Source organism: Streptomyces sp. NBC_00271 (genome assembly GCF_036178845.1).
Taxonomy (GTDB): Bacteria; Actinomycetota; Actinomycetes; order Streptomycetales; family Streptomycetaceae; genus Streptomyces.
The window spans coordinates 10860489-10886214 of the sequence record NZ_CP108070.1 but is presented as its reverse complement, the minus strand read 5'-3'; the positions used below and the strand labels follow the sequence as shown (position 1 = coordinate 10886214).

The window sequence follows — 25726 nt, the reverse complement described above, 5'->3', positions numbered from 1 at the left end:
GTTCAGGCGTGCGGGACGACGGCGACGGGGCACGGCGCATGGTGCAGTACGGCGTGCGCGACGGAGCCGAGGTGGGTGCCGAGCCGGGTCTCGCGCACCCTGCGACCCACCACGAGAAGGGCGGCGCCGGCCGAAGCGTGGATCAGCTCGCCGGCCGCCCGCCCTTCGGTGACGGTCTCGGCCACGGCGACCTCGGGGAACTTCTCGCACCAGGGACGAAGCGTCGCGACCACGGCCCCCTCGTGCTCGGCGAGCAGCTCGGGGCCGTTCTCGGGGGCGAGCCTGTCGATCGCCGCGTAGGCGGGCGGACCGCTGAAGACATGGACCACGCGCAGCGGGGTGGCACGGCGTCGGGCGGCGTCGAAGGCGAACTCGATCAGTTCGTCGCACGGCCGGGCCGTGTCGAGGCCGAGCACGACCTCGCGGTACGGGGTCTCGGGTATCTCGTCGGGGGAGATTCCGTCCACCGCCGAGAAGTGCTCGTCTGCGGTGCACTCCCCCGCCCGCACCAGCACCACGGGGCGCAGTGACCTGGCGACCACGCGCTGTGACACGGATCCGGTCAGGAAGCCCGCGACGCCGCTGATCCCGCGGGAGCCGAGGACCAGCAGATCGGCCTCTTCGGCCGCCGCGAGCATGGCCCCGACCGGTGCATCGGCGACCGAGTGGGTGATGACCTGCAGGCCGAAGTGTGCGGCGCGCATGCTGTCCGACGTCTGTGCCAGCATGTCCTCGGCCCAGGACCGCTGCGACATGTCCGCGGGGACGCTCGGGGCCGGCCGCGGCTGCCACTCCCAGGCGTGCACCAGGCGCAGCGCCGTACCCCGGCGCATGGCTTCCCTGGCCGCCCAGTGCGCGGCGGCCAGGCCTTCGGGAGAACCGTCGATCCCCGCGGCGACGTGTCGAAGCATGGTCCGCACCTCCTGCGTGCATGCCGGTGGATTCCTCTTCTCCCATCGAGCCTGATACCGGGCCGTGCCCGGGTGCAGGGGCCGGGCAGGCCCTTCCGAGGGGCCCTTCGGCCCATGGTGGAAGGGGGGGCGGGAGCAGAGATTGGAGGTGGCAGGGTCGCGCTCCTGGAAGAGGAGCTCGAGGAAGAGGACACGATCATGAACGCTTCCCCACTTCCAGCATGTTGCGGGCATTGCCCGCCGAGCACGGCGAGCGGCTGATGCACGTCGCCCGGGAGGTGTCGTTCCCGCTGGGAACCCGCCTGTTCGAGGAGGGCCGGCGAGCGGACCGGTTCTGGATCATCCGTACCGGCACGGTGGCCCTCGACATGCGCGTGCCCGGCCGCCGCGCGGCCCTCATCGAGACCGTCGGGCACAACGAACTCGTCGGCTGGTCCTGGCTGTTCGGACCGCACACCTGGCACCTGGGCGCCGAGGCCACGAGTCCGGTGCGCGCGTACGAGTTCGACGCCGAAGCCGTCCGCGAGATGTGTCAGGCCGATCCGGCGCTGGGAATGGCCGTGAGTCAGTGGGTGGGAGACACGGTCGCCCGCCGACTGCGATCGGCCAGGACCCGGCTGTTGGACATGTACGCGCCCTACGGCAGCGGAAGTCTCAGCTGACCACGTCGCAATCCACCGAGGAGGCACCGTGCACGGCACCCCGCACATCGTCAGCGACGTGATGACCCACACCGTCGCCGCCATCGGCCGGAAGGCCAACTTCAAAGAGATCGTGCAGTTGATGGAGCAGTGGAAGGTCAGCGCACTGCCCGTCCTGGAGGGCGAGGGCCGGGTGATCGGCGTGGTCTCGGAGGCCGATCTGCTCCCCAAGGAGGAGTTCCGCGACAGTGATCCGGACCGGCACACGCAGCTGCGGCGACTGTCCGATCTCGCCAAGGCCGGCGCCGTGACCGCCGAGGACCTGATGACGGCCCCGGCCGTCACCGTCCAGGCGAACGCGACTCTCGCGCAGGCCGCACGGACCATGGCGCACGCCAAGGTCAAGCGACTCCCCGTCGTCGACGACATGGGCCTGCTGGAAGGCGTCGTCAGCCGCGGCGACCTTCTGAAGGTGTTCCTGCGGGGCGACGAGGACATCGCCGAGGAGGTGCGCCGCGAAGTGGTGTCGTATCTGTTCCGTGCGCCGTCGGCACCCGTGCGGGTACAGGTGCAGGACGGGGTCGTCACCCTCACCGGGCGTGTCCGGGACACCTCGTTGGTGCCCGTGGCCGCGCGCCTGGTGCGGTCCGTCGAAGGTGTGGTGGACGTCGAGTTCGAACTGACAGGGCCGTCCGGGCAGCAGGAGCGGTGACCGGCGGTCGATTCCAGGACCGCTCTCAAGTTGGGCCGGTCGGCCCTAGTGCGTTCGGCCCCGGAGCGTGATGATCGTCGTCACAACCCGCTCGTGGTCCGCAATCCACCACTGAAACTGAACAAGGGGTCCTCATGGCCGAGGCGCGCACCTTCACGGAACGGAACCCCATCCGGGTCTTCCTGCTGGACGACCACGAGGTGGTGCGCCGCGGTCTGGCCGATCTCCTGGAAGCCGAGCCGGACATCTCGGTGGTCGGCGACGCGGGCAGCGTCGAGCACGCGCTGGTGCGCGGCCCGGCGCTGCGGCCCGACGTGGCCGTCCTGGACGTACGCCTGCCGGACGGCGACGGGATCAGCGTCTGCCGGGAGCTGCGCAGCCAGATGCCGGAGCTGGCCTGTCTGATGCTGACGTCGTTCGACGACGAGGAAGCCCTGCTCGACGCGATCATGGCCGGAGCCTCGGGGTACGTGCTCAAGCAGATCAAGGGCTCCGACCTGGTCGCGGCGGTCCGCACCGTGGCTTCCGGCCAGTCGATGCTGGACCCCACGACGACGGCCCGGCTCATGCGGTCCCTGCGCGCGGACCCCACCGAGGCCCCGGCACTCGCTCCCGAACTCGCCGGCCTCTCGCCCCGCGAGCGCGACATCCTCACGCTGATCGGGGACGGGCTCACCAACCGTGAGATCGGCAAGAAGCTCTACCTGTCCGAGAAGACGGTGAAGAACCACATCTCCCGGCTGCTGGCCAAACTAGGCGTCCAGCGCAGGGTCCAGGCGGCGGTCCTGGCCAGCCAGTTGGAGCACCCCGACACCGCCGACCACCAGACTCGCTGACCCCGGGAGCGCCCTTCAGGGGCGCGGTGACCTGCGCGACCAGCCCCCGTCACCCGCAGCCGACGGACACCGGACGCACAAGGTCACCGGCAGTCTCAGCCGTTCGCGGGACCGGGCCCCGGACCCGCGCTGGGTGCGCCCACCGGTACCCGCCACACCAGCCGCGTGCCACCGCCCTCGGGCCGCTCGCCGAGCGTCAGTACGCCCCCGAGGACGACGGCCCGCTCCTCCATGTTCTTCAGCCCGCTGCGCCGTACGTCACCCGACACCCCGCAGCCGTCGTCCGTCACGGTGAGCGTCAACTCGCCCCCGGAGCACTGGAGTCGGACGTCGACGGCGTGCGCTCCGGAGTGCCGGGCCGCATTGCTCAGCGCTTCACCGAGCACCGCGACGGCGTGGTCGGCGACGTCCCCGGGAACATCGGTCTCGACGAGCCCCTCGATCCGCAGCGCGGGCGCGAACCCGAACGACGTGGTCGCGGCCGTGACCGCCTCGGAGACCCGGCCGCGCAGGCCGTTGCCCTCCCGGCCGGCCCCGCCGTGCGTCCGCAGGCCGAAGATCGTGGACCGGATGATCTTGATGGTGTCGTCGAGGTCGTCGACGGTCCGTGTCAGTCGCTCCATGCCCTCGGCATGCTCCATGAAGCGCTGGGCGCTCTGCAGTGTCATGCCGGCCGCGAAGAGCCGCTGGATGGCGAGGTCGTGCAGGTCCCGGGCGATGCGGTCGCGGTCCTGGAGCAGGGCGATCTGTTCCGCGTCCCGCCGTCGCTCGGCCAGCTCCAGTGCCAGTGCGGCCTGGTCGGCGAACCCGAGCAGTGGTCCGGTGTCCACATGCCCGAAGGGTGCGCCGCCCTGGACCCGCCCGAGCAGCAGCACGCCCCGAGCCTTCCCGCTGGTACCGAGCGGCACCGCCACGACGGGTCCGAGCTCGGCCCACTGGGCTTCGCCCTCGCCCGCACGGGCGTCGTGTGCGATGTCGGCGCTGACCACAGGCTCCGCGGAGCTCAGCGCGGCTCCGACGAAGCCGTCCCGGGCCGACATCACCAGGCCGCCGCGCTGCTCCGCGCCGAGCCCGACGGCCAGCGCGGGCCGCAGCGCCTCCTCGCCCAGTACGCTCTCCGCGATCATGCCCATGTCCGCGGAGACGATCTTCCGGGCCTCGTCGACGATGAGTTCCAGCACCTCCGCGCTCGGCGCGCCGGTGAGCAGGATGCTGGTGACTTTCCCGCTGGCCCGCTGCCAGCGTTCGCGAAGCCTGGTCTCCTCGTACAGCCGTGCGTTCTCGATGGCGACGCCGGCGGCCACGGCCAGCGTCGACAGCACGGACTCGTCCTCCGCGTCGAACTCCCGCTCGTTGCGCTTCTCGGTGAGGTAGAGGTTCCCGAAAACCTCGTCGCGCACCCGGATCGGTACGCCGAGGAAGGAGTGCATCGGCGGATGGTGGGCGGGGAAGCCGTACGACTCGGGGTGCTCGGAGAGCTCCGGCAGCCTCAGGGGCACCGGGTGCCGGATCAGCTCTCCGAGGAGCCCGTGCCCGCTGGGCAGCGCCCCGATCTCGGACCGCCGCTCCTCGTCGATGCCGACGGTGATGAACGCGGACAGCTTCCGGTCGCCGCCGATCACACCCAGGGCGCCGTACTCGGCGTCCACCAGGACCACCGCGGCCTCGACGATGCTGCGCAGCACCTGGGGCAGGTCCAGCTCCCGTCCGACGGACAGGACGGCCTCCAGCAGGCTGTGCAGGCGGTCCCGGGTGCCTCGGACGGCGTCGATGCGCACCTGCAGCTCGCCCAGCAGTTCGTCGAGGCGGAGCTTGGGCAGATGCTGCTCGGATCCCCCACGCGTATCCGCGCCCATCGCTTCCTCCGGCCCATCAAGCGGACAAGGCCGCGCACCAGTTCGCCTGCGCTCACGGTACTGCCTGGGAGGCCTCGGCAGCACCACGCACTGCTCCGACGACGGGAATTGAACGTAGTTCAGCCCATCGGGCCGCCGTCGGGTTCCCGTCCGGTCGCGTCACGCAACAGGTCGGCGTGAGGGCGCAACCGGAATGGTTCCGGTTGCGCCCGGTCCCGAAGCGGCACGGGTTCAATCCGACCGCAGCCCGGACGCCAGTTCGCTTCCGATGTCCGTGGCCCACGCCTTGATCTGCCCGAAGTCACGGAAGTCCCCGCCCTTCCCGGAGGAAACGATCTTCCGGGCGACGAATCCCTTTGCCCCTTCCTCCAGGCAGCCCCCGAACGTGACGTGCGCACGGACACCGAGCCGGGTCATGACCCGCCGCACACCGGGGACGGGCGGAATGTCCTTCTCGGTGGCCGAGGCGTCGAGCGGACCGCTGCTGAAGAACCACAGCGGACGCCCGGCGAGCACACGGCCATGCCGACGGACGAAGCGGCGGGCGTCCTTGTGCCAGCGTCCCGCATACAGTCCACCGCCCACGACCACGGCGTCGTACGGCTCGACGTCCGTCACCGAGTGAGCGGGCACCGCCTCGGTGGGCACGCCCCCCTTGCGCAGGACATCCGCGATGGTCTCCGCGATCCGCGCCGTCGATCCGTTCGTCGTCCCATAGGCGACAAGTACCTTGGTCGGCATGGCGGTACCCCTCCTCTCGCCCTGCTTCACAGCTTGCGCAGCCATTCCTCGGTGACACCGTGCAGAGCCGGCTCGTCCGGCCGCAGGTGCGAGTCGTCCAGTCGGTAGGTCAGCCTGTCGACCACCGCGACCACTCCGTCGATCCGGTCGGTCATGGAGGCGGCGATCTCCGCCTCGCTCCTGCGCTCCACATGGCCGGTCAGCGTGACGACCCCGTCGTACACAGCGACCTCGACGGTCGAGGGGCTCAACCACAGCGTGCGGACCAGCACCTCGTCGATCACCTCACGGCGGATCACGTCGTCCGGCTGCAGGAAGACCTGGATCAGGTCGCGGCGGGTGACGATGCCGACGACCCGGTCCTCGTCGTCCACCACCGGCAGCCGCTCCACGCGACTGCGCGCCATGGTCCGGGCGGCCTCGGCGATGGTTTCGTCGGCGTGCACGGTGACCGGTGGCACGGACATCAGCTGTCCGGCTGTACGTGCGTGCCCCTTCGCGGCCTGCCGTCGCGCTCCGCGGGTCGGCCCGGTGAACCGGAAGCGGCGCGGCGTCTCGTAGGGATCAGGGACGCCCGCCTGCCGGACCATGAGGTCGGTCTCGGAGATCACACCAAGGACCTTGTCGTCCTCGTCGATCACAGGCAGCCCGCTGATGCGGTGCTCGGTGAGCAACCGTGCCACTTCCTTGAAGGGAGTGCCGTACCGGGCCGTGACGACCTCCGTGGCCATCACCGATCCGACCTTGTTCTGCCTCATGTCTGTTCCTCCTCAGCGCAGTCGGCGCAGATAGGGGTCCTGGGCGCGGCGCGGCAGCAGGCGGACGCGTGCGTCGAGCACGGTGACCGCGGCGGGTGTCGCCAGGACCGGGTTGAAGTCGGCCTCGGCGAGCTGCGGCAGGTCGCCCGCCATGCGGGACAGCCGCAGCAGGAGCTGTTCGAGGCCCTGGAGATCGGCCGGCCGGCTGCCGTGCGCGCCCAGCAGCAGGGGTGCACAGCGCGGCGTGGTGATCAGGTCGTGCACGTCGTGGTCGGTCAGCGGGGCGAGGCGGGCGGCGTGGTCGGCCAGCACCTCGGTCGCCGTACCGCCGAGCCCGAACAGCACCAGGGGGCCGAAGACGTCGTCCTGCGCCACGCCCGCGAACAGCTCGGTGCCGCGCGCGGCCAGCGGCTGGACGACGACTCCGGTCATGAGTCCGGCGAACCGGGTCTCGAAGTCCCGGAAGGCGGCGCGTACTTGGGCGTCGCCCTGGAGGTCGAGATGGATCGCGTGCTGTTCGGTCTTGTGGACCAGGCCGGGCCAGTGGGCCTTCATGACCACGCGGCCGTCGGCACCGCGCAGCCGTTCGGCGGCGATGACGGCGTCGTCCTCGGTCTCGGCCCAGGCCCACGGGAGTTGCGGTATGCCGTAGCAGGCGAGGAGTTCGGCGCAGGTGCGCGGGTCGAGCCAGCCACCGTCCGGATGGGCGGCGAGGTAGGTCTCGGCGACCGTGTGCGCCGAGGCCGTGTCGACCTCCACCAGCTCCGGGATCGTGCCCACGGGCCGGTTCAGCCAGGCCGCACGACGGGCGGCGTGCGCCAGGGCCCGTGCCGCCGCGACCGGTTCGGCGTACGAGGGGGCGGCGCCGCCCTCCCCCGCGGGCAGCAGCTTGACCGGCAGGTCCTGCTCCAGGCGTACGACGGCGACGGGCCGTTCCCGCCGTCCGGGGCCTTCGGTGACGGCGCGGACCAGGTCGTCGCCGGTCGCCACGGCGATGGCGGTGGGGACGAGGGCCAGCAGCACGGTGTCGATGCCCGGGTACCGCAGGAGCCGGTCCACGCAGTCCCTGAGCTGGTCCTCCGTGACGGCCGCCGTGGCGTCGACGGGGTTGCCCACGGCCGCCCCTTCGGGCAGCACGGCGAGCAGGTCGTCGATCAGTTCGGGGGTGGGGGCGGGCAGGGTCAGCCCGGCCTCGGCGCACGCGTCCGCCGCGAGGACACCCGCACCGCCCGCGTTGGTGACGATCGCCACGCGGGTCCCGGCCGGGAGCGGCTGGGCGTGCAACAGGGCGGCGGTTTCGAGGAGTTCGCCCACCGAGCGGGTCGCGGTGATGCCCGCCTGGGTGAACAGCGCCTGTCGGGTCATGGTCCGGGTCGCGGCGGCCGCGGTGTGCGAGGCGGCGGCACGGCGACCGGCCTCGGTACGGCCCGCATCGACCGTCAGAACGGGCATCCGGCGGGTCACCCGCCGGGCGGTGCGGGAGAACGCCCGCGGGTTGCCGAAGGACTCCAGGTGCAGCAGGGCCAGGTCGGTGCGACCGTCGCTCTCCCACCACTGGAGCATGTCATTGCCGCTGACGTCGTACTTGTCGCCGAGCGACACGAAGGACGACACACCGATGCCGAGCCGGGACAGCCCGTCGAGCAGGGCGATGCCCACGCCACCCGACTGTACGGCGACACCCGCCGTACCGGGGCGCGGGTGGTCGGCCGCGAAGGTGGCGTCGAGGCGGAGCCTCGGGTCGGTGTTGGAGATGCCGAGGCAGTTGGGGCCGACCAGACGCATGCCGTAGGCACGGCACGCGGTCATGAGCGCCTCCGCCTGGTCGGGGTCGAGCCCGGACGTCACCACGAGCAGCGCCCGTACACCGGCTTTGCCGCACTCTTCGGCCGTGGCGGGCAGGGCGTCCGCGGGTATGGCGAGGACCGCGAGATCAGGGACCTTGGGCAGCGAGCTGACCGACGGATAGGAAGGCACCCCGAGGACCGAGGAGACGTGGGGGTTCACCGCGAAGAGCCGTCGGGTGAAGCCCCCCGCGTGCAGATGGTGCAGGAGAGCCCGCCCCACCGATCCGGGCCTGCGTCCGGCGCCGACCACGGCGACCGCGTCGGGGCGCAGCAGCGGTTCCAGGCTGGCCACGTCGGCGGCCCGGCCACGGGCCTCGACGGCCGCGAGATAGGTGTCGTCCTCGTCGAGCGCGATGGTGCAACGCACCTCCGGACCCTCGAACCGGCGTCCGGCACGCAGGCCCAGGTCGGTGAAGAGCCGCAGCACCTCGTAGTTCTCGCTGAGCGCGTCGGCGGTGAACGTGGTGACGCCGTCCGCACGCGCGGCGGAGACGAGGTGTTCGACGAGGAGGGTGCCGACGCCCCGGTGGTGCAGCCCGTCGGCCACGGCGATCGACATCTCGGCCGTCTCGGGGTCGTCGACGGTCTCGTACTCGGCCAGGCCGATCACCCGGCCCTGCGTCTCGGCGAGCAGCGCCCGGTAGCCGGGGCGGGCCGGCGCCGCGGCCCGGTCGGCGGCCAGGTCGGCGGAGCGGCGACTGGCTGCGAAGAACCGCAGCCGGAGGTGCTCCGGTGACATCTCCTCGTAGAGCCCTCGCAGCTGGTCGTGGTCACCGGGCCGCACGGACCGTATGCACACGGTGGTGCCGTCCGCGAGCAGGGCGTGCACGGTGGGGCGGTCACGCTCGTCGTCCGTCATCTCGGGCCTCCTCAAAACCTCTCGACCCTTCGAGCATCCAGCGGTGCGCGGCCCGGCCCCAGGGGCTGGTCGGGTGCGCCGCATGGGCCGGTCGGCCCCTGTGCCGTGGGCCGGTCCACGGCGGAGGGTGGACACCCTGGAATCCCGTACGCATGGAGGGACGAACTGCCATGACCGAGCCGATCGTTGTCGGGGTCGACGCCTCCGCGCCCAGCAGGGCGGCGGCCGAGTGGGCGGCGGGGGACGCGCGGCTGCGCGGACTGCCGTTGCGGGTCGTGCACATCGACGGGGCCGACCCGGCCGGAGGGGTCGCCGCGGCGCTGCTCTCGCTGGCCTCGCGGGCCGGGTGCACCGTTCTCGGGCTGCGCGGCGAGGACGGTGTCCCGGGACCGGGCGTGGGTTCCGTGGCCCATGAGGTGGCGGCCCGCTCGGATCTGCCGGTGGTGCTGGTGCCGGGCGGCGGCCACGGCCGTAGGGGCGGCGAGTGGCGTACGGGCCGGGTGGTTCTGGGCGTGGATGCCCGCGACCCGGTGGGCGCCGGCTTGGACTTCGCGTTCGACGCCGCCCGGCGCCGCGGTGCCCGGTTGCACGCCGTGCACGCCTGGCGGCTGCCCGCCCGCGCCGAGCGGTGGATGCCGTACGCGCTGCCGGAGGAGGACCGGGGCGCATGGGAGGACCAGGAGGTGCAGCTGCTGTCGGATGCGCTGCGGCCGTGGCGGGAGAAGTATCCGCAGGTGCACGTCTACGAGGACGTCCGCCTGCAGAGCCCGTCGGCCGCCCTGGTCCAGGCGTCGGCCTCGGCGGAGCTCCTGGTGGTCGGCCGCGCGGGCCGGACGCTCGGCACCACTGTGCGGGACGTGCTGGAGCACACCGAGTGCCCGGTGGCCGTGGTTCCGCGCTGATGTGCAACCGTCCGGTCACCGGTCCGGCAGGCTGAGGACGCAGGATTCCCCGGGCGCCACGGACACCGTGCGGTCCGCGAGGGCGATGTCGATCGGGTCCTGGTCGGAAGCGGGCACTGAAAGCCTCAACTGACCTGGCCTCAAGCGTAGTTGTACCCCACGATTGCCGCGGTAGCGGATCGTGAAGCCGTACTCGGAGAACTCCGGCAGCGGCACCGGATCGAGTCGCAGCGCGCCGCCCCGGGTCTCCAGACCGGTCAGGCAGCGCTGGACGAGGTCGAGGGTGCCGGCCATGGCACCGAGGTGGATGCCCTCCCCCGTGGTGCCACCCTGCAGATCGGCGATGTCCCCGGCCAGTGCCTCGTGCACGAACGTCCACGCCTCCGCGCGCCGCGCCCGCGCCAGCACCCACCCGTGCACCACGCTGCTCAGCGTCGAACCGTGACTCGTGCGGCGCAGGTAGTGGTCGACGGTGCGCCGCCAGACGGTGTCGTCCACCTCGTGCCCCAGCCTGCGGAAAAGCCCGCCCAGCTCGGCGGGCGAGAAGAGGTAGCCCAGCATCAGGACGTCCGCCTGCTTGGACGCCTGGTAGCGGTTGACGCTGTCGCCCTCGGCCTCCAGGATCCGGTCGAGCCGCCGGATGTCGCCGTACCGTGCCCGGTAGCCGTCCCAGTCCAGCTCCTTCAATGCGCCATAGCCCTCGAACTGGCTGATCACCCCGGCGTGGAAAGGCACATACAGCTTCCGGGAGACCTCCTGCCAGTTCTCGAGTTCGGCCGCGTCGAGGCCGGTGCGCTCGCAGAGGTCCCGGCGCGGCAGTTCGGGCAAGTGGTACAGGACGTCGAGGGTGCGGGTGATCACCCAGGCCGCGGTGACGTTGGTGTACGCGTTGTCGTCGAGTCCAGGCCGCTCGGCGCCGGGGTAGGCGTCGTGGTACTCGTCGGGGCCCATGACGCCGCGGATCCGGTACCGGCCGAGCGTCTCGTCGTACGCCGCGAGGCCGGCCCAGAAGCGGGCGATCTGCACGAGCATCTCGATGCCCTTGGTGTGCAGGAACTCGGTGTCGCCGCTCGCCTCGCAGTACTGCCACACGTTGTACGCGATCGCCGAGCCGACGTGGTGCTGGAGCCGCGAGTGGTCGGGCAGCCAGCGCCCCGAGCGCGGGTTGAGGTGCAGTTGCTGGGTCTCCTCCCGGCCGTCGCTGCCGCTCTGCCACGGGTACATCGCGCCGGTGTGCCCGGCGTCGCGGGCGGCCCGGCAGGCCTGCTCGAGGCGGCGGTGGCGGTAGGTGAGCAGGGCGCGGGAGACCTCGGGGAAGTGCAGGTTGAGGTACGGCAGGACGAACAGCTCGTCCCAGAAGACGTGTCCACGGTAGGCCTCGCCGTGCAGACCGCGCGCCGGCACGCCGACGTCCAGCTCCGCGGTGTGCGGGGAGAGCGTCTGGAGCAGGTGGAAGAGGTGCAGCCGCAGCACCGGGCCCGCGCTGTTCGGCACGTTCAACTCGGCGTTGCGCCACAGCTGTTGCCAGGCCGTGCGGTGGGAGTCCAGCAGGGTCGCGAAGTCCGCAGCTCGGCCGACCCGGTCCAGGGCGGCGTGCGCCGGTTCCTTGATGGCCGCGTCGTGCGAAGTGTGCAGGGCGACGGTCTTGTCGACCGTGACCGTCCGGCCTTCGGTCAGGGAGAGCCGCAGTCGCTGAGCGGCCCGCGCGTTCTCGTGTGCGTCCACGGTCCGGGCGGGTACGTCGGTGACCGTGCGGGCAGCCAGGCCGATCCTGATCTCGGAGGTGCTGGTCCGGCACTCCAGCCAGATCGTGTCCGGCGCCGCGGTGCCGGTCCAGACATCCGTGAGGTGCCGGGAGGCGAGGGAGTGGTAGCGCTCCACACCGGTGTTGGCGACCGTCCCGTCGAGCGCCGTCTCGACCTCGATCTCCCCGGACCAGCCCTGGGCCGTCAGCTCCGTGCGCAGCAGGGCCAGATGCGGGTCGGCCATGTGGACCAGCCGCAGCTGCCGTACGGCGAGGCACCGGCCCTGCTCGTCTTCGTAGCGCAGCGTGCGTTCCAGCGTGCCCGCGCGCAGGTCCAGGGTCTGGCGGTGGTCGAGGACCTTGTGGGTGTCGGGCGTCAGCCAGCTCCCGGAGACGGTGCGTACGCGCAGTGGCAACCAGTTGGGGAGGTTGACCATGTCCTCGTTCTCGACCCGGTGCCCGGCCACCTCCGAGGTGAGGCGGTTGTAGCAGCCCGCCACGTACGTTCCCGGGTAGTGGACGCGGTCCGCCGCGCACTCGGGAGCCGCGCCCCGGGTGGCGAAGTAGCCGTTGCCGAGGGTGCACAGCGCCTCGCGCAGCCGTTCCTGCGCGGGCTCGTAACCTTCGTACGCCCAGGTCCAGTCGGACATCCTCAGTCCTCCGTCTGTGTGAGCAGCTCCGCGAGGTCGCCGACCACCAGGTCCGCGCCGTGCTTCAGGAGGGCGGCCCGGGTGGCCGGGGTGTGGGCGCGGTCGACGCCCACGACGAGTCCGAATCCGCCGCGACGCCCGGCCTCGACTCCGGCGAGGGCGTCCTCGACGACGGCGGCCTGTTCGGCGGGGACCCCGAGGCGGCGGGTCGCCTCCAGGAAGAGAGCGGGGTCGGGCTTGCCGGGCAGACCGAGCCGGGCCGCCTCCCCGCCGTCCACCAGAGCGTCGAAGAGGCCGCGTACTCCCGCCTGTTCGAGGAGTTCGCCCGCGTGCCGGGAGGCGGAGGCGGCGGCCAGCGGGATCCCGGCGGACCGCAGGGCACGCAGCAGGCGGACCGTGCCCGGGTAGGCGTCTACGCCCCCGCCACGCAGCCGCTCGGTGAACAGCCGCTCCTTGTCGGCGGCGACGGCGCGGACCTCGGCATCGGAGGGCCGCAGCCCCCGGGCTTCAAGGAAGGCCGCGGCGCCGTCGAGGCGCGACTTGCCGTCGACGTGGCGCAGATAGTCCTCGCGCGGGTCGAAGGGGCGCTCGCCGCGTGGGCTCAGAAAAGCGTCGAAGGCCGTCTTCCACGCGGCGGCGTGCAGCCGCGCGGAGTCCGTGATGACGCCGTCGGTGTCGAGGACCACGGCCCGTGTCCCCCGCAGCGCGAGGGGTACGCGGACCGTGTCACTCCGCTCCGAGTTCATCGGTCGTCGGCCACCAGTGCGGTGAGGTCGAGGAGCCGGTTGGTGTAGCCCCACTCGTTGTCGTACCAGCCGAAGACCTTCACCAGAGTGCCGTTGGCCTGGGTCAGGGCCGGGTCGAAGACGCAGGAAGAGGGATCGCCGATGACGTCCCGGGAGACGATCGGCGCCTTCGAGACACGGAGGATGCCGTTCAGCGGTCCCTCCGACGCCTCGACGAAGGCGGTGTTGATCTCCTCTGCCGTCGCCGCCGTCCGCAGCACCACCGCGAGGTCGGTGAGCGAGCCGTCCTCGACGGGCACGCGCACCGCGATGCCGTCCAGGGCACCGGCCAGTTCCCGTACCACCAGCCCGACCGCGCGGGCGGCTCCCGTGCTGGTCGGGATGATACTCAGGGCCGCCGACCGGGCCCGGCGCAGGTCCTTGTGCGGGCCGTCCAGGAGGGACTGGTCGTTGGTGTAGCCGTGGATGGTGGTCATCACGCCGCGCTCGATGCCGAAGGCCTCGTGGAGCACCTTGACCATGGGCGCGACGCAGTTGGTGGTGCAGGATGCGGCGGACACGATCCGGTCGCTGTGCGGGTCGTAGGTGCCGTCGTTGACCCCCATGACGATGGTGGCGTCCGCGTTCTTGCCGGGCGCCGAGAGCAGTACCGTGTGGGCGCCGCCCTTGAGGTGCAGGGCGGCGGCGTCGCGGTCGCGGAAGCGGCCGGTGGACTCGATGACGATGTCCGCGCCGTGATCGGACCACTGCAGGGCCGCCGGGTCACGCTCGGCGGAGACGGCGATGCGCCGGCCGTCGACGGTGATCGAGCTGTCGTCGTGCAGGACCTCCCGCCCGATGTGCCCGAACGTCGAGTCGTACTCCAGCAGATGGGCCAGGGTGGCGGGCGGCGCGATGTCGTTGACGGCGACCACCTCGACGTCCTGGGTGCCGGCCTCCGCCCGGTCGAGCGCCGCGCGCAGATACGTGCGGCCGATGCGGCCGAAGCCGTTGATGCCGACGCGTACGGTCATGGCGATGAACTCCTTTTCGGGGTGAGGGATATCGCGGGGTGTGGATTGGGTGATCAGCCGGTCCAGGTCCAGTCGGCGACCTCGGGCAGGTCGGTGCCGTGTTCGCGGATCCAGGCGTGGTGGCGGGTGCGGGCGTCGGCCATCTGCTGGCGGACGGCGGCGGCGCGGACGCCGAGGCCGGGGACGCGGTCGATCACGTCCATGACGAGGCGGTAGCGGTCGAGGTCGTTGCGGACGACCATGTCGAACGGGGTCGTGGTGGTGCCCATCTCCTTGTAGCCGCGTACGTGCAGGTTGGCGTGGCCGGTGCGGCGGTAGGCGAGCCGGTGGATCAGCCAGGGGTAGCCGTGGTAGGCGAAGATCACCGGCTTGTCGGTGGTGAACAGCCCGTCGTACTCGAAGTCGCGCATCCCGTGCGGGTGTTCATCCCGCGGCAGCAGCCGGGTCATGTCGACCACGTTGACGACGCGGACGGCGAGCCCGGGCAGATGGCGTCGGAGCAGGTCCGAGGCGGCCAGGATCTCCTGGGTGGGAACGTCACCGGCACAGGCGAGGACGACGTCCGGTTCACGGTCCCCGTTCGCCGAGCCCGCCCACTCCCAGATGCCGGCCCCACGGGCGCAGTGGGCGCGGGCCTGGTCCATGGAAAGCCAGTCGAAGCAGGGCTGCTTGCCCGCGACGACGACGTTCACGTAGTCACGGCTGCGCAGCACGTGGTCCGCCACCGACAGCAGGGTGTTGGCGTCCGGCGGCAGATAGACCCGTACGACCTCGGGACTCTTGTTGAGGACGTGGTCGACGAAGCCGGGGTCCTGGTGCGAGAAGCCGTTGTGGTCCTGACGCCAGACGTGCGAGGTGAGCAGGTAGTTGAGGGACGCGATCGGGGCACGCCACGCCAGCTCCCTCGACGTCTTGAGCCACTTGATGTGCTGGTTGACCATCGAGTCGACGATGTGCACGAACGCCTCGTAGCAGGAGAACAACCCGTGCCGACCGGTCAGCGTGTAGCCCTCCAGCCAGCCCTGGCAGGTGTGTTCGGAGAGGATCTCCATGACCCGGCCGTGCCGGTCCAGGTGCTCGTCCACCTGGAGGGTCCGCGCCTGCCAGGCCTTGCCGGTGGCGCCGAAGACGGCTCCCAGCCGGTTGGAGGCGGTCTCGTCGGGGCCCACCAGCCGGAAGTCCCGGCGGTGGGAGGTGTCCTTCATGACCTGCTCGAGGAGGTCGCCGAGGACCCGGGTGGGCTCGTGCAGGGTGGCGCCCGGCTTGTCGACGGGGACGGCGTAGCGGTCGAGGGAGGGGATCGGCAGATCACGGACGAGCAGGCCGCCATTGGCGTGCGGGGTGGCGCCGAGTCGCCTGGAGCCGTCGGGTACGCAGGCTAGAACGTCGGCGACGGGGCGCCCCTCGGCGTCGAAGAGTTCCTCGGGACGGTACGAGCGCAGCCAGGTCTCCAACTGCCGCAGGTGTTCAGGGTTCTCGCGGACCGCGGCCAGCGGCACCTGGTGGGCGCGCCAGGTGCCCTCGACGGGCACGCCGTCGACCTCCGCCGGTCCCGTCCAGCCCTTCGGGGTGCGCAGCACGATCATGGGCCAGCGGACCCGCTCGGGCACGCCGTCCTCGCGGGCGGTGCGCTGCATCAGCGCGATGCTGTCCAGGGCCCGGTCGAAGGCGTCCGCCATCGCGCGGTGGACCTCGTGCGGGTCGTCGCCGGCGACGTGGATCGGGTCGTGGCCGTAGCCGCGCAGCAGCTCGTCGAGTTCGGCCTCCGGGATCCGGGACAGGACGGTCGGGTTGGCGATCTTGTACCCGTTGAGGTGCAGGATCGGCAGCACGGCGCCGTCGTGGACCGGGTCGAGGAACTTGTTGGAGTGCCAGGACGCGGCCAGCGGCCCCGTCTCCGCCTCGCCGTCACCGATGACGCAGGCGACCAGCAGGTCCGGGTTGTCGAAGGCGGCCCCGTAGGCGTGCGCCAGCGAGTAACCGAGCTCACCGCCCTCGTGGATCGAGCCCGGTGTCTCGGGCGCGACATGGCTGGGCACCCCGCCGGGGAACGAGAACTGCCGGAACAGCCGCTCCATGCCGGCCGCGTCCCGCGAGACGCTCGGATACGTCTCGCTGTAGGTCCCCTCCAGCCAGGAGTTGGCGAGGACCGCGGGCCCGCCGTGACCGGGCCCCCACACGCACAGCGCGTCCAGACCACGGGCCTTGATCACCCGGTTGAGGTGCGTGTGCACCAGGTTGAGGCCCGGTGAGGTGCCCCAGTGGCCGAGCAGCCGCGGCTTGATGTGCGCGGGGGTCAGGGGCTCGGTCAGCAGCGGGTTGGCGAGCAGGTAGATCTGGCCCACGGCAAGGTAGTTGGCGGCTCGCCAGTGGGCGTCCAGGGTGCGCAGTTCCTCGTCGGTCAGTACGGTGCTGTCCTGGTGTTCGACCTTGGGCATGGTGACTCCGTAAGTCATCGAGGTGCGTCACGAGGCGTGTCGCGGGGCGTGGCATCGGTGTGCGGATCGAGCGGAGGAGGCGGCATGGCCGGCGAGAAGACGGCGAAGGTGCCGGTTGAGGTGTACGAGCGGGAGCTGCTGCGCCTGCAGACGGAGCTGGTGAAGCTTCAGGAGTGGGTGCGCACCGAGGGCGCCCGGCTCGTGGTGGTCTTCGAGGGCCGGGACGCGGCGGGCAAGGGCGGCACGATCAAGCGGGTGTCGGAGCTCCTCAATCCGCGCGTCGCACGGACCGTGGCGCTGCCCAAGCCGACCGAGCGCCAGCGCACCCAGTGGTACTTCCAGCGATATGTCGAGCATCTGCCCGCCGCCGGGGAGATCGTGCTGTTCGACCGGAGCTGGTACAACCGCGCCGGCGTCGAGCAGGTCATGGGCTTCTGCACGAAGGAGGAGCACCAGCTCTTTCTGCGCCAGTGCCCGATCTTCGAGCGGATGCTCGTCGAGGAGGGGATCCAGCTGCGCAAGTACTGGTTCTCGGTGAGCGACGCGGAGCAGCAGAAGCGGTTCCGGCGCCGGCTGAAGGATCCGACGCGGCGCTGGAAGCTGTCCCCGATGGACCTGGAGTCGATCACCCGCTGGGAGGCGTACTCCCGGGCCAAGGACGAGATGCTGGTGCACACGGACGTCTCGGAGTCTCCGTGGTACATCGTGGAGAGCGACGACAAGCGCCGGGCCCGCCTGAACATGATCGCCCACCTGCTCGGCTCCGTTCCGTACCACGAGGTGAAGCCACCGGTTCTCGAACTGCCGCCCCGGCCGCCGTCGACGGGCTATGTGCGCCCGCCGCGCGATCTGCAGACGTATGTCCCCGACCACGCGGCGACCCTCTGAGTCGCTCATCCCCGTTGCGGTACGACGGCGACCGGGCAGGCGGAGTGGTGCAGGAGCGTGTGGGCGACCCGGCCGAGCCGGAGTCCGGCGAGTCCGTGGTGGCGCCGGACTCCGACGACCAGCAGGTCGGCGCCGTCCGAGGCGTCCAGCAGGACCCGGCGGGCACTGCCCTCGGCGGTCCTGCGGCGCAGGGCCACGGCGGGATGCTCGGCCGCGGCCTTGCTCAGGGCCGAGTCCAGGATCTCCGCGGCCCGCTGCTCGTGCAAGCGGGCCGGTTCGCCCGCGAGCAGGGGGTCGTCGGTGCTCTCGTACGTCGGGCAACGCCAGGCCCGTACGGCGTCCAGGGCTGCCTCGCGGGTCTCGGCCTCCTCGAAGGCGAACCGTGTGACCTCCGTGGCGTGCGGCCCCTCCCCGACTCCGAGGACCACGCGCCGGTGCGTCCCAGCCCTCGCCTGGTTGTCCTGGTTGCCGCGCAGCACGATCACCGGGCACGCGGCGCGGCCGGCGACCGTGAGGCTGACGGAGCCGAGCAGCAGTTCGGCGAGGCCGCCGCGGCCACGCGACCCGACGACCAGCGCGGCGGCGGTGTGCGCCTCGTTCAGCAGCACGCTCGCCGCGTCGTCGGGCAGGACGTCGGTGCTGACCTTCACCTCGGGGGCTCGGCCGTGGGCCCGCCGCGCGGCGGCCTCGACGACGTCGTCGGCCATCACCTGCTCCGAGGGCCTGCCGACGCCCTCGGCGAGCGCGGCGCCCTCGTAGCGCTCCCACAGCGAGGCGTACACCAGGCGCAGCGGTACGCCGCGCAGCGCGGCCTCGTCCGTCGCCCAGTCCACGGCGCGCAGGCTGGGCTCCGAGCCGTCGACGCCCACGACCAGGGGCAGCCCCACCGCACTCACCGTCCTTCACCGAAGTCGAAGACGATCCGGGCCTTGACCTGGCCGCGCAGCACCGCGTCGATGGACTCGTTGACGGAGACGAGGGGCCGGGACTCGCGGATGACGCGGGTGCGGCCCGCCGCGTGCAGTTCGAAGACCTCGGCCAGGTCCTGCCGGGTACCCACGATCGAGCCGATCACCGACGTGCCGTTCAGTACGGTGTCGAAGATCGGGACCTGGATGGTCCCGTGCGCCGGCAATGCCACCATCACGAGCTTCCCGCCGCGCCGGAGTCCTCCGTACACGGCGGCGAACGCGGCCTCGTTCACCGCGAGCGCGATCGCCGCGTGCGCGCCGCCGAACCGCTTGAGCACCTCGGCCGGGTCGTGTGTGCGGGCGTCGATGACGAAGTCGGCGCCGAGCTCCGAGGCGAGTTCGAGCTTCTCATCGGTGACGTCGATCGCCGCCACCGTCGCCCCGGCGATCTTCGCGTACTGGACCGCCAGATGGCCCAGTCCGCCGACGCCCGAGATGGCGACCAGCTGAGCGGGGCCGACACCGGCGACCTTGAGCGCCTTGTACGTCGTGACCCCGGCGCAGGTGAGCGGGGCGGCGTCGAGCGGGGAGATCCCGTCGGGCACCGGCTGGGCGAAGTCGGCCCGGGCGAGCATCTTCTCCGCGTAGCCGCCGTCGCACCCGTATCCGGTGTTGACCTGCTGCTCGCAGAGCGTCTCCCAGCCGGACAGGCAGTGCTCGCACCGTCCGCAGGCCGAGCCGAGCCACGGCACCGCGACGCGCTGGCCGAGCGTGAGGTGGGTGACGCCGTCGCCGAGCGCCTCGACGAGCCCGACGCCCTCGTGGCCGGGGACGAAGGGCGGGTTCGGCTTCACCGGCCAGTCGCCGTGCGCGGCGTGGATGTCGGTGTGGCACAGTCCGGAGGCCTCCACCCGGATGCGGACCTGGCCTGGGCCGGGCTCGGGATCGGGGCGCTCCTCTATGACCAGGGGTTCACCGAACGCTCGTACGACTGCCGCTTTCATGGGGTCTCTCCTCGGATGGTGAGGCGTGTCTGGTGGTGAGTCGTGCCGGGTGATCGGTTGTGCCGGGCTTCAGTCGTGCGGGACCACGGCAACAGGGGCGGTGGCGTGGTGCAGTACGGCGTGGGTGACCGGCCCGATGTGGGCGCCGAGTGCCGAACGGCGGATACGGCGGCCGACGACAACCAGGGAAGCCTCTGCGGAGGCGTCCACAAGGTGGTTGGCCGCCCTCCCGGACAGGGAGTCCTCGGCGACGTCCACCGTCGGGAACTTCTGCCGCCACGGCCGCAGCACCTCGCTCACGGCAGCGGCCTCCTCGGCGCCGAGCCGGGCGTTCAGTTCCAGGTCCGGGGGCATGCCGTACGCGATGTAGGGCGGCTCGTCCCAGCCGTGGACGACGCGCAGGGAGGCGCGGCGCAGGACGGCCGCCTCGAAGGCGAAGCCGATGAGGGTGTCGTCGGGAGCCCTGGTGTCGAGGCCGAGCACGACGGGCCGGGAGGGCGGGACGGGGGAGTCGGTGCCCGAGGTGTCTCCTTCGACCCGTACGAGGACGACCGGATGCTCGGCACGGGCCACGACGGCCAGGCCGACGGAACCGACCACGAAACCGCCCACCCCGCTCAGGCCACGGGATCCGAGTACCAGCGGTTCGGCGTCCTTCGCGGCGTCGGTCAGCACCTCGGCCGGCCGGCCGGTGACCTGCTCGATGAGCACGTCGACCTCCGGGTGGGCCGCCCGCAGTCCGTCGGCCGCTTCACGCAGTATCCGTTCGCTCCATTGCTGGTGGGTCTCGGGGCCGGGCAGCAGTGCCTGGGCGATGGGTTCCGTGGCGGGCTCCCAGACGTTGACCAGCTTCAACGGCAGTCCGCGCAGCTTCGCCTCACGGGCCGCCCAGTCGGCGGCGGCACGACTCTCGGGCGAGCCGTCGAGACCTACGGTGACGGTGCGGGGCATGCTCTCCACCTCCTGAACCGGGACCGCGAGGACCCGGTTCCAGCGTCGTGTCGTGGGGGGTTCGCGGTGCAGGGGCCGCAGGTCCCCGGAAGGGGCCGATCGGCCCTATGGACCCGCGGGGCGGGCGTGGGAGGGCGGCCCTTTCCGGGTGCCGCCCTCCCTTCCGCGGTCAGCGCAGCCAGCCGTGGTCACGGACGACCGGCAGCTTGGCCCAGAGCTTGCCGACGCCCAGGGTGTCGCCGGCGGCGGCCAGTGCCAGCGCGATGAGGACGACGGCGTAGACGAGGTGGTAGTCCGCGAACGGGTTGGTGGACATGCTCGCCGTGCCGTCGGACAGGTGCTTGGCGGGCGGCCACTCGGCGACCCACATCAGCGCCATCATCGCGGTGCCCGCCACCGCGGCCAGGCGCAGCGCGATCCCGCCGATCAGGGCGAGCCCGATGCCGAGCAGTCCGGCCATGAACAGCCAGTCCGCCCAGGTGTCGCCCGCCCAGGAATGGAAAGTGGACTCCATGGGCCCTGCGGCGACGCCGCTGAGGAAGCCCTTGGTCGGTGAGCCGCCGTCGATCCAGCCCTTGCCGGAGGGGGTGGCGTAGCCGAACCCGAAGGTCTTGTCGAGGAAGGCCCACAGGAAGACGAATCCGGTCAGCAGACGCAGCGAGGCGAAGGAGTAGGCCCGCAGGGTGTGCGTGTCGGTGCTCGCCGACACGGCGGACTCAGAGGTGGACGCGGCCCGGTTCCTGCGGAAGGACGGCAGGTGGAACCCCGGGCTCCGGTGAGGGTGCTCGTGCACGGCCATGGTGGTGATCCCTTCGGGGAATCGGAGAGTGTCGGACCAGTGCCCGACAGCGACCACTCTGGTGGCGCGGGACGGACGGCACCGGGTGCCGAAGGGCCGCGACCGGGGGGCCGAACGGCCCTGCCTGCGGGGGCTGTTGGGCTTGCCGTGCGGGATCTCGGCGGCACTGGGCGCGCAAGCGGCCCCTGGCAGCCGCCCCACGTCGTGGCTCACCTGTCCGCACGGTCGCGCGGACGGGGGCCGTTCGTCCCCTGCCGAACGTGCGGTCTCAGCGGTGTGATGGAGAGGGAGGGCATCAGCAAGCACCCGCCGCGAGATTCGAGGACACACCATGGACCGGCGCATCCCGTGGGAACTGCTCCGCCGCCCCGCCACCCTGCTCTCCGGCCGACGCTTCGAACCATTGCTGCTGGCGGCCACCGCCGGCGCCCTGACCGCCGGTGGCATCGCCTGGCTCGCCGGTGCACCCGACATCGCCGACCTGTGCTGGGGTCTGGGCACCGTGATCGCTGTCGTGCCCGCCGTCATCTGGGTACTGGCCGCGCTGCAACGGGGACACGCTGGCGTGGATCTCATCGCGGTCCTGGCACTCGGCGGGACCCTGGCGGTGCGGGAGTACCTGGCCGGGGCACTGATCGCGCTCATGCTGGCCTCCGGACGGACTCTGGAGGCCGCGGCCCAGCGGCGCGCCTCGCACGATCTGCGCGCGCTGCTGGAACATGCGCCGCGCTCCGCCCGCGTCCGGACCCTCGACGTGGTCAGGGAGGTGTCTCTCGCCGAGGTCTCGGTCGGTGACCTGGTGGTCGTCGGTCCGGGCGAGGTGGTCCCGGTCGACGGTCGGGTCGTCGGCGCCACGGCCGTGCTCGACGAGTCGGTGCTCACCGGGGAGACCCAGCAGGTCGAGCGTGCCGACGGCGAGCGGGTGCGCAGCGGTGTGGTCAACGCGGGCGGCGCGTTCGAGTTGCGGGCCACCGCCACCGAGCAGGACAGCACCTATGCGGAGATCGTCCGGCTGGCGCAGCAGGCCGGTGCCGAGTCCGCGCCCGTGGTCCGGCTCGCGGACCGGTACGCCGCCTGGTTCCTGCCGCTGTCGGTGGCTGTGGCGGGCCTGGCCTGGTGGGTCAGCGGTTCCGCGGTGCGGGCCGTCGCGGTCCTGGTGGTCGCCACCCCGTGCCCGCTGCTGCTCGCCGCGCCCGTGGCGATCGTCTCCGGCCTGTCCCGGGCCTCCCGCTACGGCGTGGTCGTCCGCGACGGCGGCGCCCTGGAGAGCCTCGGCCGGGCCCACACCCTGCTGTTGGACAAGACCGGCACCCTGACGTCCGGCCACCCACGGGTGCTCGACGTCGTCGCCGCACCGGGCCGGGAGCCGTCGGAGGTCCTGCGGCTGGCGGCCTCGCTCGATCAGCTCTCACCGCACGTCCTGGCTCATGCCCTGGTCGACGCCGCCCAGGCGCGGGGTCTGGAACTCTCCATGCCCGTGGACGTCACCGAGGAGCCCGGCCTGGGGGCCACCGGCACCGTCGAGGGCCACCACCTCGCCGTCGGCCGCCACGGCGTCGGCGCGGGGGACCCGACGTGGGCACGCGCTGTCGACAACCGTGCCGTGCTCGATGGCGCGGCCGTCGCCTGGCTGACCGCCGACGGCCGCCTCGCCGGCGCCGTACTGCTGCGCGACCCACTGCGCCCCGACGCTCCCCGGACCCTGCGCCGGCTGCGCGCGGCGGGCATCCGACGGCTGGTGATGCTCACCGGCGACCGCACGGAACCCGCCCGCGAAGTGGCCATGGTGCTCGGCCTCGACGCCGTCCACGCCCACCTCACCCCCGCCGACAAGGTCGCGGCCGTACGCGCCGAACGCGCCCGCGCCGTGACCGTCATGGTCGGTGACGGCGTCAACGACGCCCCCGCCCTCGCCGCCGCGGACATCGGCGTCGCCATGGGGGCCCGCGGCTCCAGCGCCTCCGCCCAAGCCGCGGACATCGTGCTGACCACCGATCGGGTGGAGCGCCTCGCCGACGCCGTCGCCATCGCCGTACGGGCCCGGCGCATCGCGGTGCAGAGCGCGCTCGGCGGCATGCTGATGTCGCTCGCCGCGATGGCCGTGGCCGCCTTGGGCATGCTGCCGCCGGCCCCTGGTGCACTGCTCCAGGAGGGCATCGACGTCGCTGTCATCCTCAACGCGCTGCGCGCCCTGCGCGCCGGCCGGAAGAGCCGGCCTGCCCTGGAGCCCACCACGGAGGCCCTCATCCACCGCTTCGCCGCCGAGCACGACGACCTGCAGGAGGTCCTCGAAGCCGTACGAGGCGCCGCCGACCGGCTCTCGAACACTCCAGGGCCCGCGGCCCTCGCATCGGTACGCGAGGTGCACCGCCTGCTCACCGAGCAGCTGCTGCCCCACGAGTACGCCGAAGAGCACCAGCTCTACCCGGCCCTCGCCTCCTCGCTCGGAGGCCCCGAGACCACCGCCACCATGAGCCGCGCCCACGCAGAGATCGAGCGCCTCGCCGGACGCATAGCCACGCACCTCGCGCTCAGCGGGACCGACGGCGCACCGCGCCCCGAACAACTCGACGACCTGCGCGCCTGTCTGTACGGCCTGCACAGCGTGCTGCGCCTGCACTTCACGCAGGAGGAGGAGAACTACTTCTCCCTCGCCCCGTGACGGCCGCCGCGTCGGAGCCACTCCCGGTACGCGGCCCGGGCCGTGGGCAGGGTCGGGAAGATCCGGTCGGTGCCGATGGCCTCGGTCAGCCCGAAGGCGTCGAGGTCGTCGCGCAGGTCCTGCTTGACGCGGGCGAGCGCGAAGACGATGTGACGCTGTTCGAGTTCCTGGCGCAGGGCGTCGACCGCGTCGAGCGCGGTGATGTCCACCTCGACGATGGCCTCGGTGTTGAGGACGAACCAGTCGACAGCACCTTCGTGTCGGTCGACCGCCGCCAGCGCCCGCCGTTTGAAGTCCTCGGCATTGGCGAAGAACAGGGGCGAGTCGTAGCGGTAGACAAGCAGTCCGGGGACCGTGCGGGCCTGCGGATAGTCGTCCACGTCATGCATCCCGGCCAGGCCCGGCACCAGACCCTCGACCGCGTCGTGCGGGCGGGCCACCCGGGTGAGCAGCTCCGCGACGGACAGCCCGACCGCCACGAGCACGCCGTACAGGATGTCCAGGGTCAGCACTCCGACCAGACAGCCCAAGGCCAGGAGCAACTCCCGGCGCCGGAAGGCGGCCAGCCGCCGGAACCCGGCCAGATCCATCATGCGGACCCCGGCATAGACGACCAGGGCGCCCAGCACGGTCGACGGCGTGTGCGCGAGGAGCGGGCTGAGGAACAGCAGCACGGCGAGGACCACCGCGCCCGCGACGAGCGAGTAGGCCTGGCTGCGGCCCCCTGCCGAGTGCGCGAGCGCGGTACGACTGGCGCTGCTGCTCACCGGGAAGCCGTGCAGCACGCCCGCGCCCAGGTTCGCGGCCCCCAGAGCCGACAGTTCCTGGTTGGGGTCGAGTTCGTCGCCGCGAGACGCGAAGGCGCGCGCGGTGAGGATGACGTCGGTGTAACCGACCAGGAGCACGCCGATCGCCGGCAGTACCAGTTGCGGCAGGTCGCCCGGCGTCGGCAGGCCAGGGCGGGGCAGCCCGGCCGGTACCGCGCCGATGACGGCGATGCCGTGGTCCTCCAGGCCGAAGACCGCGACGGCCGCCGTGCCGAGCACCAGGGCCAGCAAAGGGCCCGGGATACGGGGGAAGAACCGCGCGACCGCGAAGAGGAAGGCGATCGCCGCCGCGGAAAAGATCACCGTGGCGGGATGGGCCTCTCCCAGGTTCCTCACGAAGGAGAGCAGCTGAGGAAAGAACTCGGATCCCGAAGTGCGGACACCGGTCAGTTTGGGGAGCTGGTCCACAATGATGATGAGCGCCACGCCCGTCAGGTAGCCGACCAGGATCGGCCGTGACAAAAGGTCGGCGAGGAAGCCCAGTCGCGCCACCCACGCCACCAGGAACATCGCCCCGACCACGACCGCGAGCCCGGCGGCGAGCTCGGCGTACCGGTCCGGAGCGCCCGCGGCGAGTGGCCCCACCACGGTGGCGGTCATCAGCGCGGTGGTCGACTCGGGCCCGACGGACAGCAGTCGTGACGAACCCAGCAGGGCATACAGCAGCAGGGCGGGAAGGATCGCCCACAACCCCGCGACCGGCGGGAGTCCCGCGAGGCCCGCATAGGCCATGACCTGCGGAACGAGATAGGCCGCGACGGTCACACCGGCGAGCAGGTCGCCGCGCAGCCACGAACGGTGGTAGCCGGCCAGTACGGCGAGTCCTGGAGCCACCCGCCGCACGAGACCGCGTCGGTCTTCCCCGGGGGCAGCATCCGGGCGCTCGGACATGGGGCTCCCTTCGTCACCCCCTTCAGCATCGCCCCACGGACGTCCAGCCGCGAGGGCCGGTCGGCCCTCGCGGCGGGACGACTCGGGGGCGGGAGGACTCGGAAGGGGCCCAGGAGGGCGGGTGACGGGTGCCGGGCCG

20 protein-coding genes are annotated in these 25726 nt (G+C 72.0%); 6 read left to right on the top strand and 14 right to left on the bottom strand.

What is annotated here, in order from left to right; all coding sequences use genetic code 11:
- Positions 1-2: 2 nt before the first annotated feature.
- Positions 3-911, bottom strand: coding sequence for a universal stress protein (locus tag OG798_RS49580; protein ID WP_328759472.1), 909 nt, complete (start codon positions 909-911; stop codon positions 3-5).
- A 221-nt stretch (positions 912-1132) separates the two neighbouring features.
- On the opposite strand from OG798_RS49580, the gene OG798_RS49575 reads away from it, so the two are divergent.
- The 3 genes from OG798_RS49575 to OG798_RS49565 all read left to right on the top strand — a co-directional run bounded on the left by OG798_RS49575 (position 1133) and on the right by OG798_RS49565 (position 3100).
- The gene (locus OG798_RS49575; RefSeq protein WP_328759471.1) at positions 1133-1573 is read left to right on the top strand and encodes a Crp/Fnr family transcriptional regulator; all 441 of its coding nucleotides are present in this window, start codon (positions 1133-1135) and stop codon (positions 1571-1573) included.
- Positions 1574-1601: 28 nt separating this feature from the next.
- Entirely contained in the window at positions 1602-2264 is a 663-nt protein-coding gene (locus OG798_RS49570) for a CBS domain-containing protein (RefSeq protein WP_143604488.1), read from the top strand.
- A gap of 134 nt (positions 2265-2398) precedes the next feature.
- Complete coding sequence (locus OG798_RS49565) at positions 2399-3100, top strand: response regulator transcription factor (RefSeq protein WP_328759470.1); 702 nt, start codon at positions 2399-2401, stop codon at positions 3098-3100.
- 95 nt (positions 3101-3195) lie between these two features.
- Here the strand turns inward: OG798_RS49565 and OG798_RS49560 are convergent, their stop codons facing one another.
- From OG798_RS49560 to OG798_RS49545, 4 genes are all read right to left on the bottom strand, one after another.
- A complete protein-coding gene (locus OG798_RS49560; protein WP_328759469.1) occupies positions 3196-4956 on the bottom strand; it encodes a sensor histidine kinase in 1761 nt (586 codons plus the stop codon).
- Between the two features lie 231 nt (positions 4957-5187).
- Positions 5188-5697, bottom strand: a complete 510-nt coding sequence (locus tag OG798_RS49555; protein ID WP_328759468.1) for a flavodoxin domain-containing protein — start codon at positions 5695-5697, stop codon at positions 5188-5190.
- Positions 5698-5723: 26 nt separating this feature from the next.
- Positions 5724-6455, bottom strand: a complete 732-nt coding sequence (locus OG798_RS49550) for a CBS domain-containing protein (protein WP_328759467.1) — start codon at positions 6453-6455, stop codon at positions 5724-5726.
- A gap of 12 nt (positions 6456-6467) precedes the next feature.
- Positions 6468-9161, bottom strand: coding sequence for a bifunctional acetate--CoA ligase family protein/GNAT family N-acetyltransferase (locus tag OG798_RS49545; RefSeq protein ID WP_328759466.1), 2694 nt, complete (start codon positions 9159-9161; stop codon positions 6468-6470).
- A 170-nt stretch (positions 9162-9331) separates the two neighbouring features.
- Between OG798_RS49545 and OG798_RS49540 the strand changes: the two genes are divergently transcribed.
- Positions 9332-10063: a universal stress protein gene (locus tag OG798_RS49540; protein ID WP_328759465.1), complete on the top strand. Its 732-nt coding sequence runs from the start codon at positions 9332-9334 to the stop codon at positions 10061-10063.
- Positions 10064-10078: 15 nt separating this feature from the next.
- Here OG798_RS49540 and OG798_RS49535 read toward each other — a convergent pair whose 3' ends face one another.
- The 4 genes from OG798_RS49535 to OG798_RS49520 are packed head-to-tail and all read right to left on the bottom strand — an operon-like array spanning position 10079 to position 16654.
- Positions 10079-12457, bottom strand: coding sequence for a glycoside hydrolase family 65 protein (locus OG798_RS49535; protein WP_328759464.1), 2379 nt, complete (start codon positions 12455-12457; stop codon positions 10079-10081).
- 2 nt (positions 12458-12459) lie between these two features.
- Positions 12460-13203, bottom strand: coding sequence for an HAD family hydrolase (locus OG798_RS49530; protein WP_328759462.1), 744 nt, complete (start codon positions 13201-13203; stop codon positions 12460-12462).
- Entirely contained in the window at positions 13200-14216 is a 1017-nt protein-coding gene (gap, locus tag OG798_RS49525) for a type I glyceraldehyde-3-phosphate dehydrogenase (protein ID WP_328759461.1), read from the bottom strand. Before gap ends, OG798_RS49530 begins: the two co-directional genes overlap by 4 nt.
- Before the next feature lie 53 nt (positions 14217-14269).
- Entirely contained in the window at positions 14270-16654 is a 2385-nt protein-coding gene (locus tag OG798_RS49520) for a phosphoketolase family protein (protein ID WP_328759460.1), read from the bottom strand.
- 84 nt (positions 16655-16738) lie between these two features.
- On the opposite strand from OG798_RS49520, the gene ppk2 reads away from it, so the two are divergent.
- On the top strand, positions 16739-17542 hold the full coding sequence (gene ppk2 / locus OG798_RS49515) for a polyphosphate kinase 2 (RefSeq protein WP_121413559.1): 804 nt from the start codon (positions 16739-16741) through the stop codon (positions 17540-17542).
- Positions 17543-17547: 5 nt separating this feature from the next.
- On the opposite strand, the gene OG798_RS49510 is transcribed toward ppk2, so the two are convergent.
- From OG798_RS49510 to OG798_RS49495, 4 genes are all read right to left on the bottom strand, one after another.
- Positions 17548-18429, bottom strand: a complete 882-nt coding sequence (locus OG798_RS49510) for a universal stress protein (protein ID WP_328759459.1) — start codon at positions 18427-18429, stop codon at positions 17548-17550.
- Between the two features lie 5 nt (positions 18430-18434).
- Entirely contained in the window at positions 18435-19457 is a 1023-nt protein-coding gene (locus OG798_RS49505; RefSeq protein ID WP_121413561.1) for a zinc-dependent alcohol dehydrogenase, read from the bottom strand.
- Between the two features lie 69 nt (positions 19458-19526).
- Positions 19527-20408: a universal stress protein gene (locus OG798_RS49500; RefSeq protein WP_328759458.1), complete on the bottom strand. Its 882-nt coding sequence runs from the start codon at positions 20406-20408 to the stop codon at positions 19527-19529.
- Between the two features lie 169 nt (positions 20409-20577).
- On the bottom strand, positions 20578-21207 hold the full coding sequence (locus OG798_RS49495; protein WP_054232066.1) for a hypothetical protein: 630 nt from the start codon (positions 21205-21207) through the stop codon (positions 20578-20580).
- A gap of 331 nt (positions 21208-21538) precedes the next feature.
- Between OG798_RS49495 and OG798_RS49490 the strand changes: the two genes are divergently transcribed.
- Positions 21539-23869 carry a heavy metal translocating P-type ATPase gene (locus tag OG798_RS49490; protein ID WP_328759457.1) on the top strand — a complete coding sequence of 777 codons (2331 nt, stop codon included), beginning with the start codon at positions 21539-21541 and terminating at the stop codon, positions 23867-23869.
- Here the strand turns inward: OG798_RS49490 and OG798_RS49485 are convergent.
- Positions 23848-25587, bottom strand: a complete 1740-nt coding sequence (locus OG798_RS49485) for a SulP family inorganic anion transporter (protein WP_328759456.1) — start codon at positions 25585-25587, stop codon at positions 23848-23850. The genes OG798_RS49490 and OG798_RS49485 overlap by 22 nt on opposite strands.
- Positions 25588-25726 lie beyond the last annotated feature (139 nt).

Coding starts and splice junctions, on each gene's coding strand:
- OG798_RS49540 (WP_328759465.1), top strand. CDS start 9,332: ATGACCGAGCCGATCGTTGTCGGGGTCGACGCCTCCGCGCCCAGCAGG.
- OG798_RS49520 (WP_328759460.1), bottom strand. CDS start 16,654: ATGCCCAAGGTCGAACACCAGGACAGCACCGTACTGACCGACGAGGAA.
- OG798_RS49500 (WP_328759458.1), bottom strand. CDS start 20,408: ATGCCCCGCACCGTCACCGTAGGTCTCGACGGCTCGCCCGAGAGTCGT.
- OG798_RS49495 (WP_054232066.1), bottom strand. CDS start 21,207: ATGGCCGTGCACGAGCACCCTCACCGGAGCCCGGGGTTCCACCTGCCG.
- OG798_RS49565 (WP_328759470.1), top strand. CDS start 2,399: ATGGCCGAGGCGCGCACCTTCACGGAACGGAACCCCATCCGGGTCTTC.
- OG798_RS49545 (WP_328759466.1), bottom strand. CDS start 9,161: ATGACGGACGACGAGCGTGACCGCCCCACCGTGCACGCCCTGCTCGCG.
- OG798_RS49575 (WP_328759471.1), top strand. CDS start 1,133: ATGTTGCGGGCATTGCCCGCCGAGCACGGCGAGCGGCTGATGCACGTC.
- OG798_RS49530 (WP_328759462.1), bottom strand. CDS start 13,203: ATGAACTCGGAGCGGAGTGACACGGTCCGCGTACCCCTCGCGCTGCGG.
- OG798_RS49555 (WP_328759468.1), bottom strand. CDS start 5,697: ATGCCGACCAAGGTACTTGTCGCCTATGGGACGACGAACGGATCGACG.
- OG798_RS49535 (WP_328759464.1), bottom strand. CDS start 12,457: ATGTCCGACTGGACCTGGGCGTACGAAGGTTACGAGCCCGCGCAGGAA.
- OG798_RS49580 (WP_328759472.1), bottom strand. CDS start 911: ATGCTTCGACACGTCGCCGCGGGGATCGACGGTTCTCCCGAAGGCCTG.
- ppk2 (WP_121413559.1), top strand. CDS start 16,739: ATGGCCGGCGAGAAGACGGCGAAGGTGCCGGTTGAGGTGTACGAGCGG.
- OG798_RS49550 (WP_328759467.1), bottom strand. CDS start 6,455: ATGAGGCAGAACAAGGTCGGATCGGTGATGGCCACGGAGGTCGTCACG.
- OG798_RS49485 (WP_328759456.1), bottom strand. CDS start 25,587: ATGTCCGAGCGCCCGGATGCTGCCCCCGGGGAAGACCGACGCGGTCTC.
- OG798_RS49560 (WP_328759469.1), bottom strand. CDS start 4,956: ATGGGCGCGGATACGCGTGGGGGATCCGAGCAGCATCTGCCCAAGCTC.
- gap (WP_328759461.1), bottom strand. CDS start 14,216: ATGACCGTACGCGTCGGCATCAACGGCTTCGGCCGCATCGGCCGCACG.
- OG798_RS49505 (WP_121413561.1), bottom strand. CDS start 19,457: ATGAAAGCGGCAGTCGTACGAGCGTTCGGTGAACCCCTGGTCATAGAG.
- OG798_RS49490 (WP_328759457.1), top strand. CDS start 21,539: ATGGACCGGCGCATCCCGTGGGAACTGCTCCGCCGCCCCGCCACCCTG.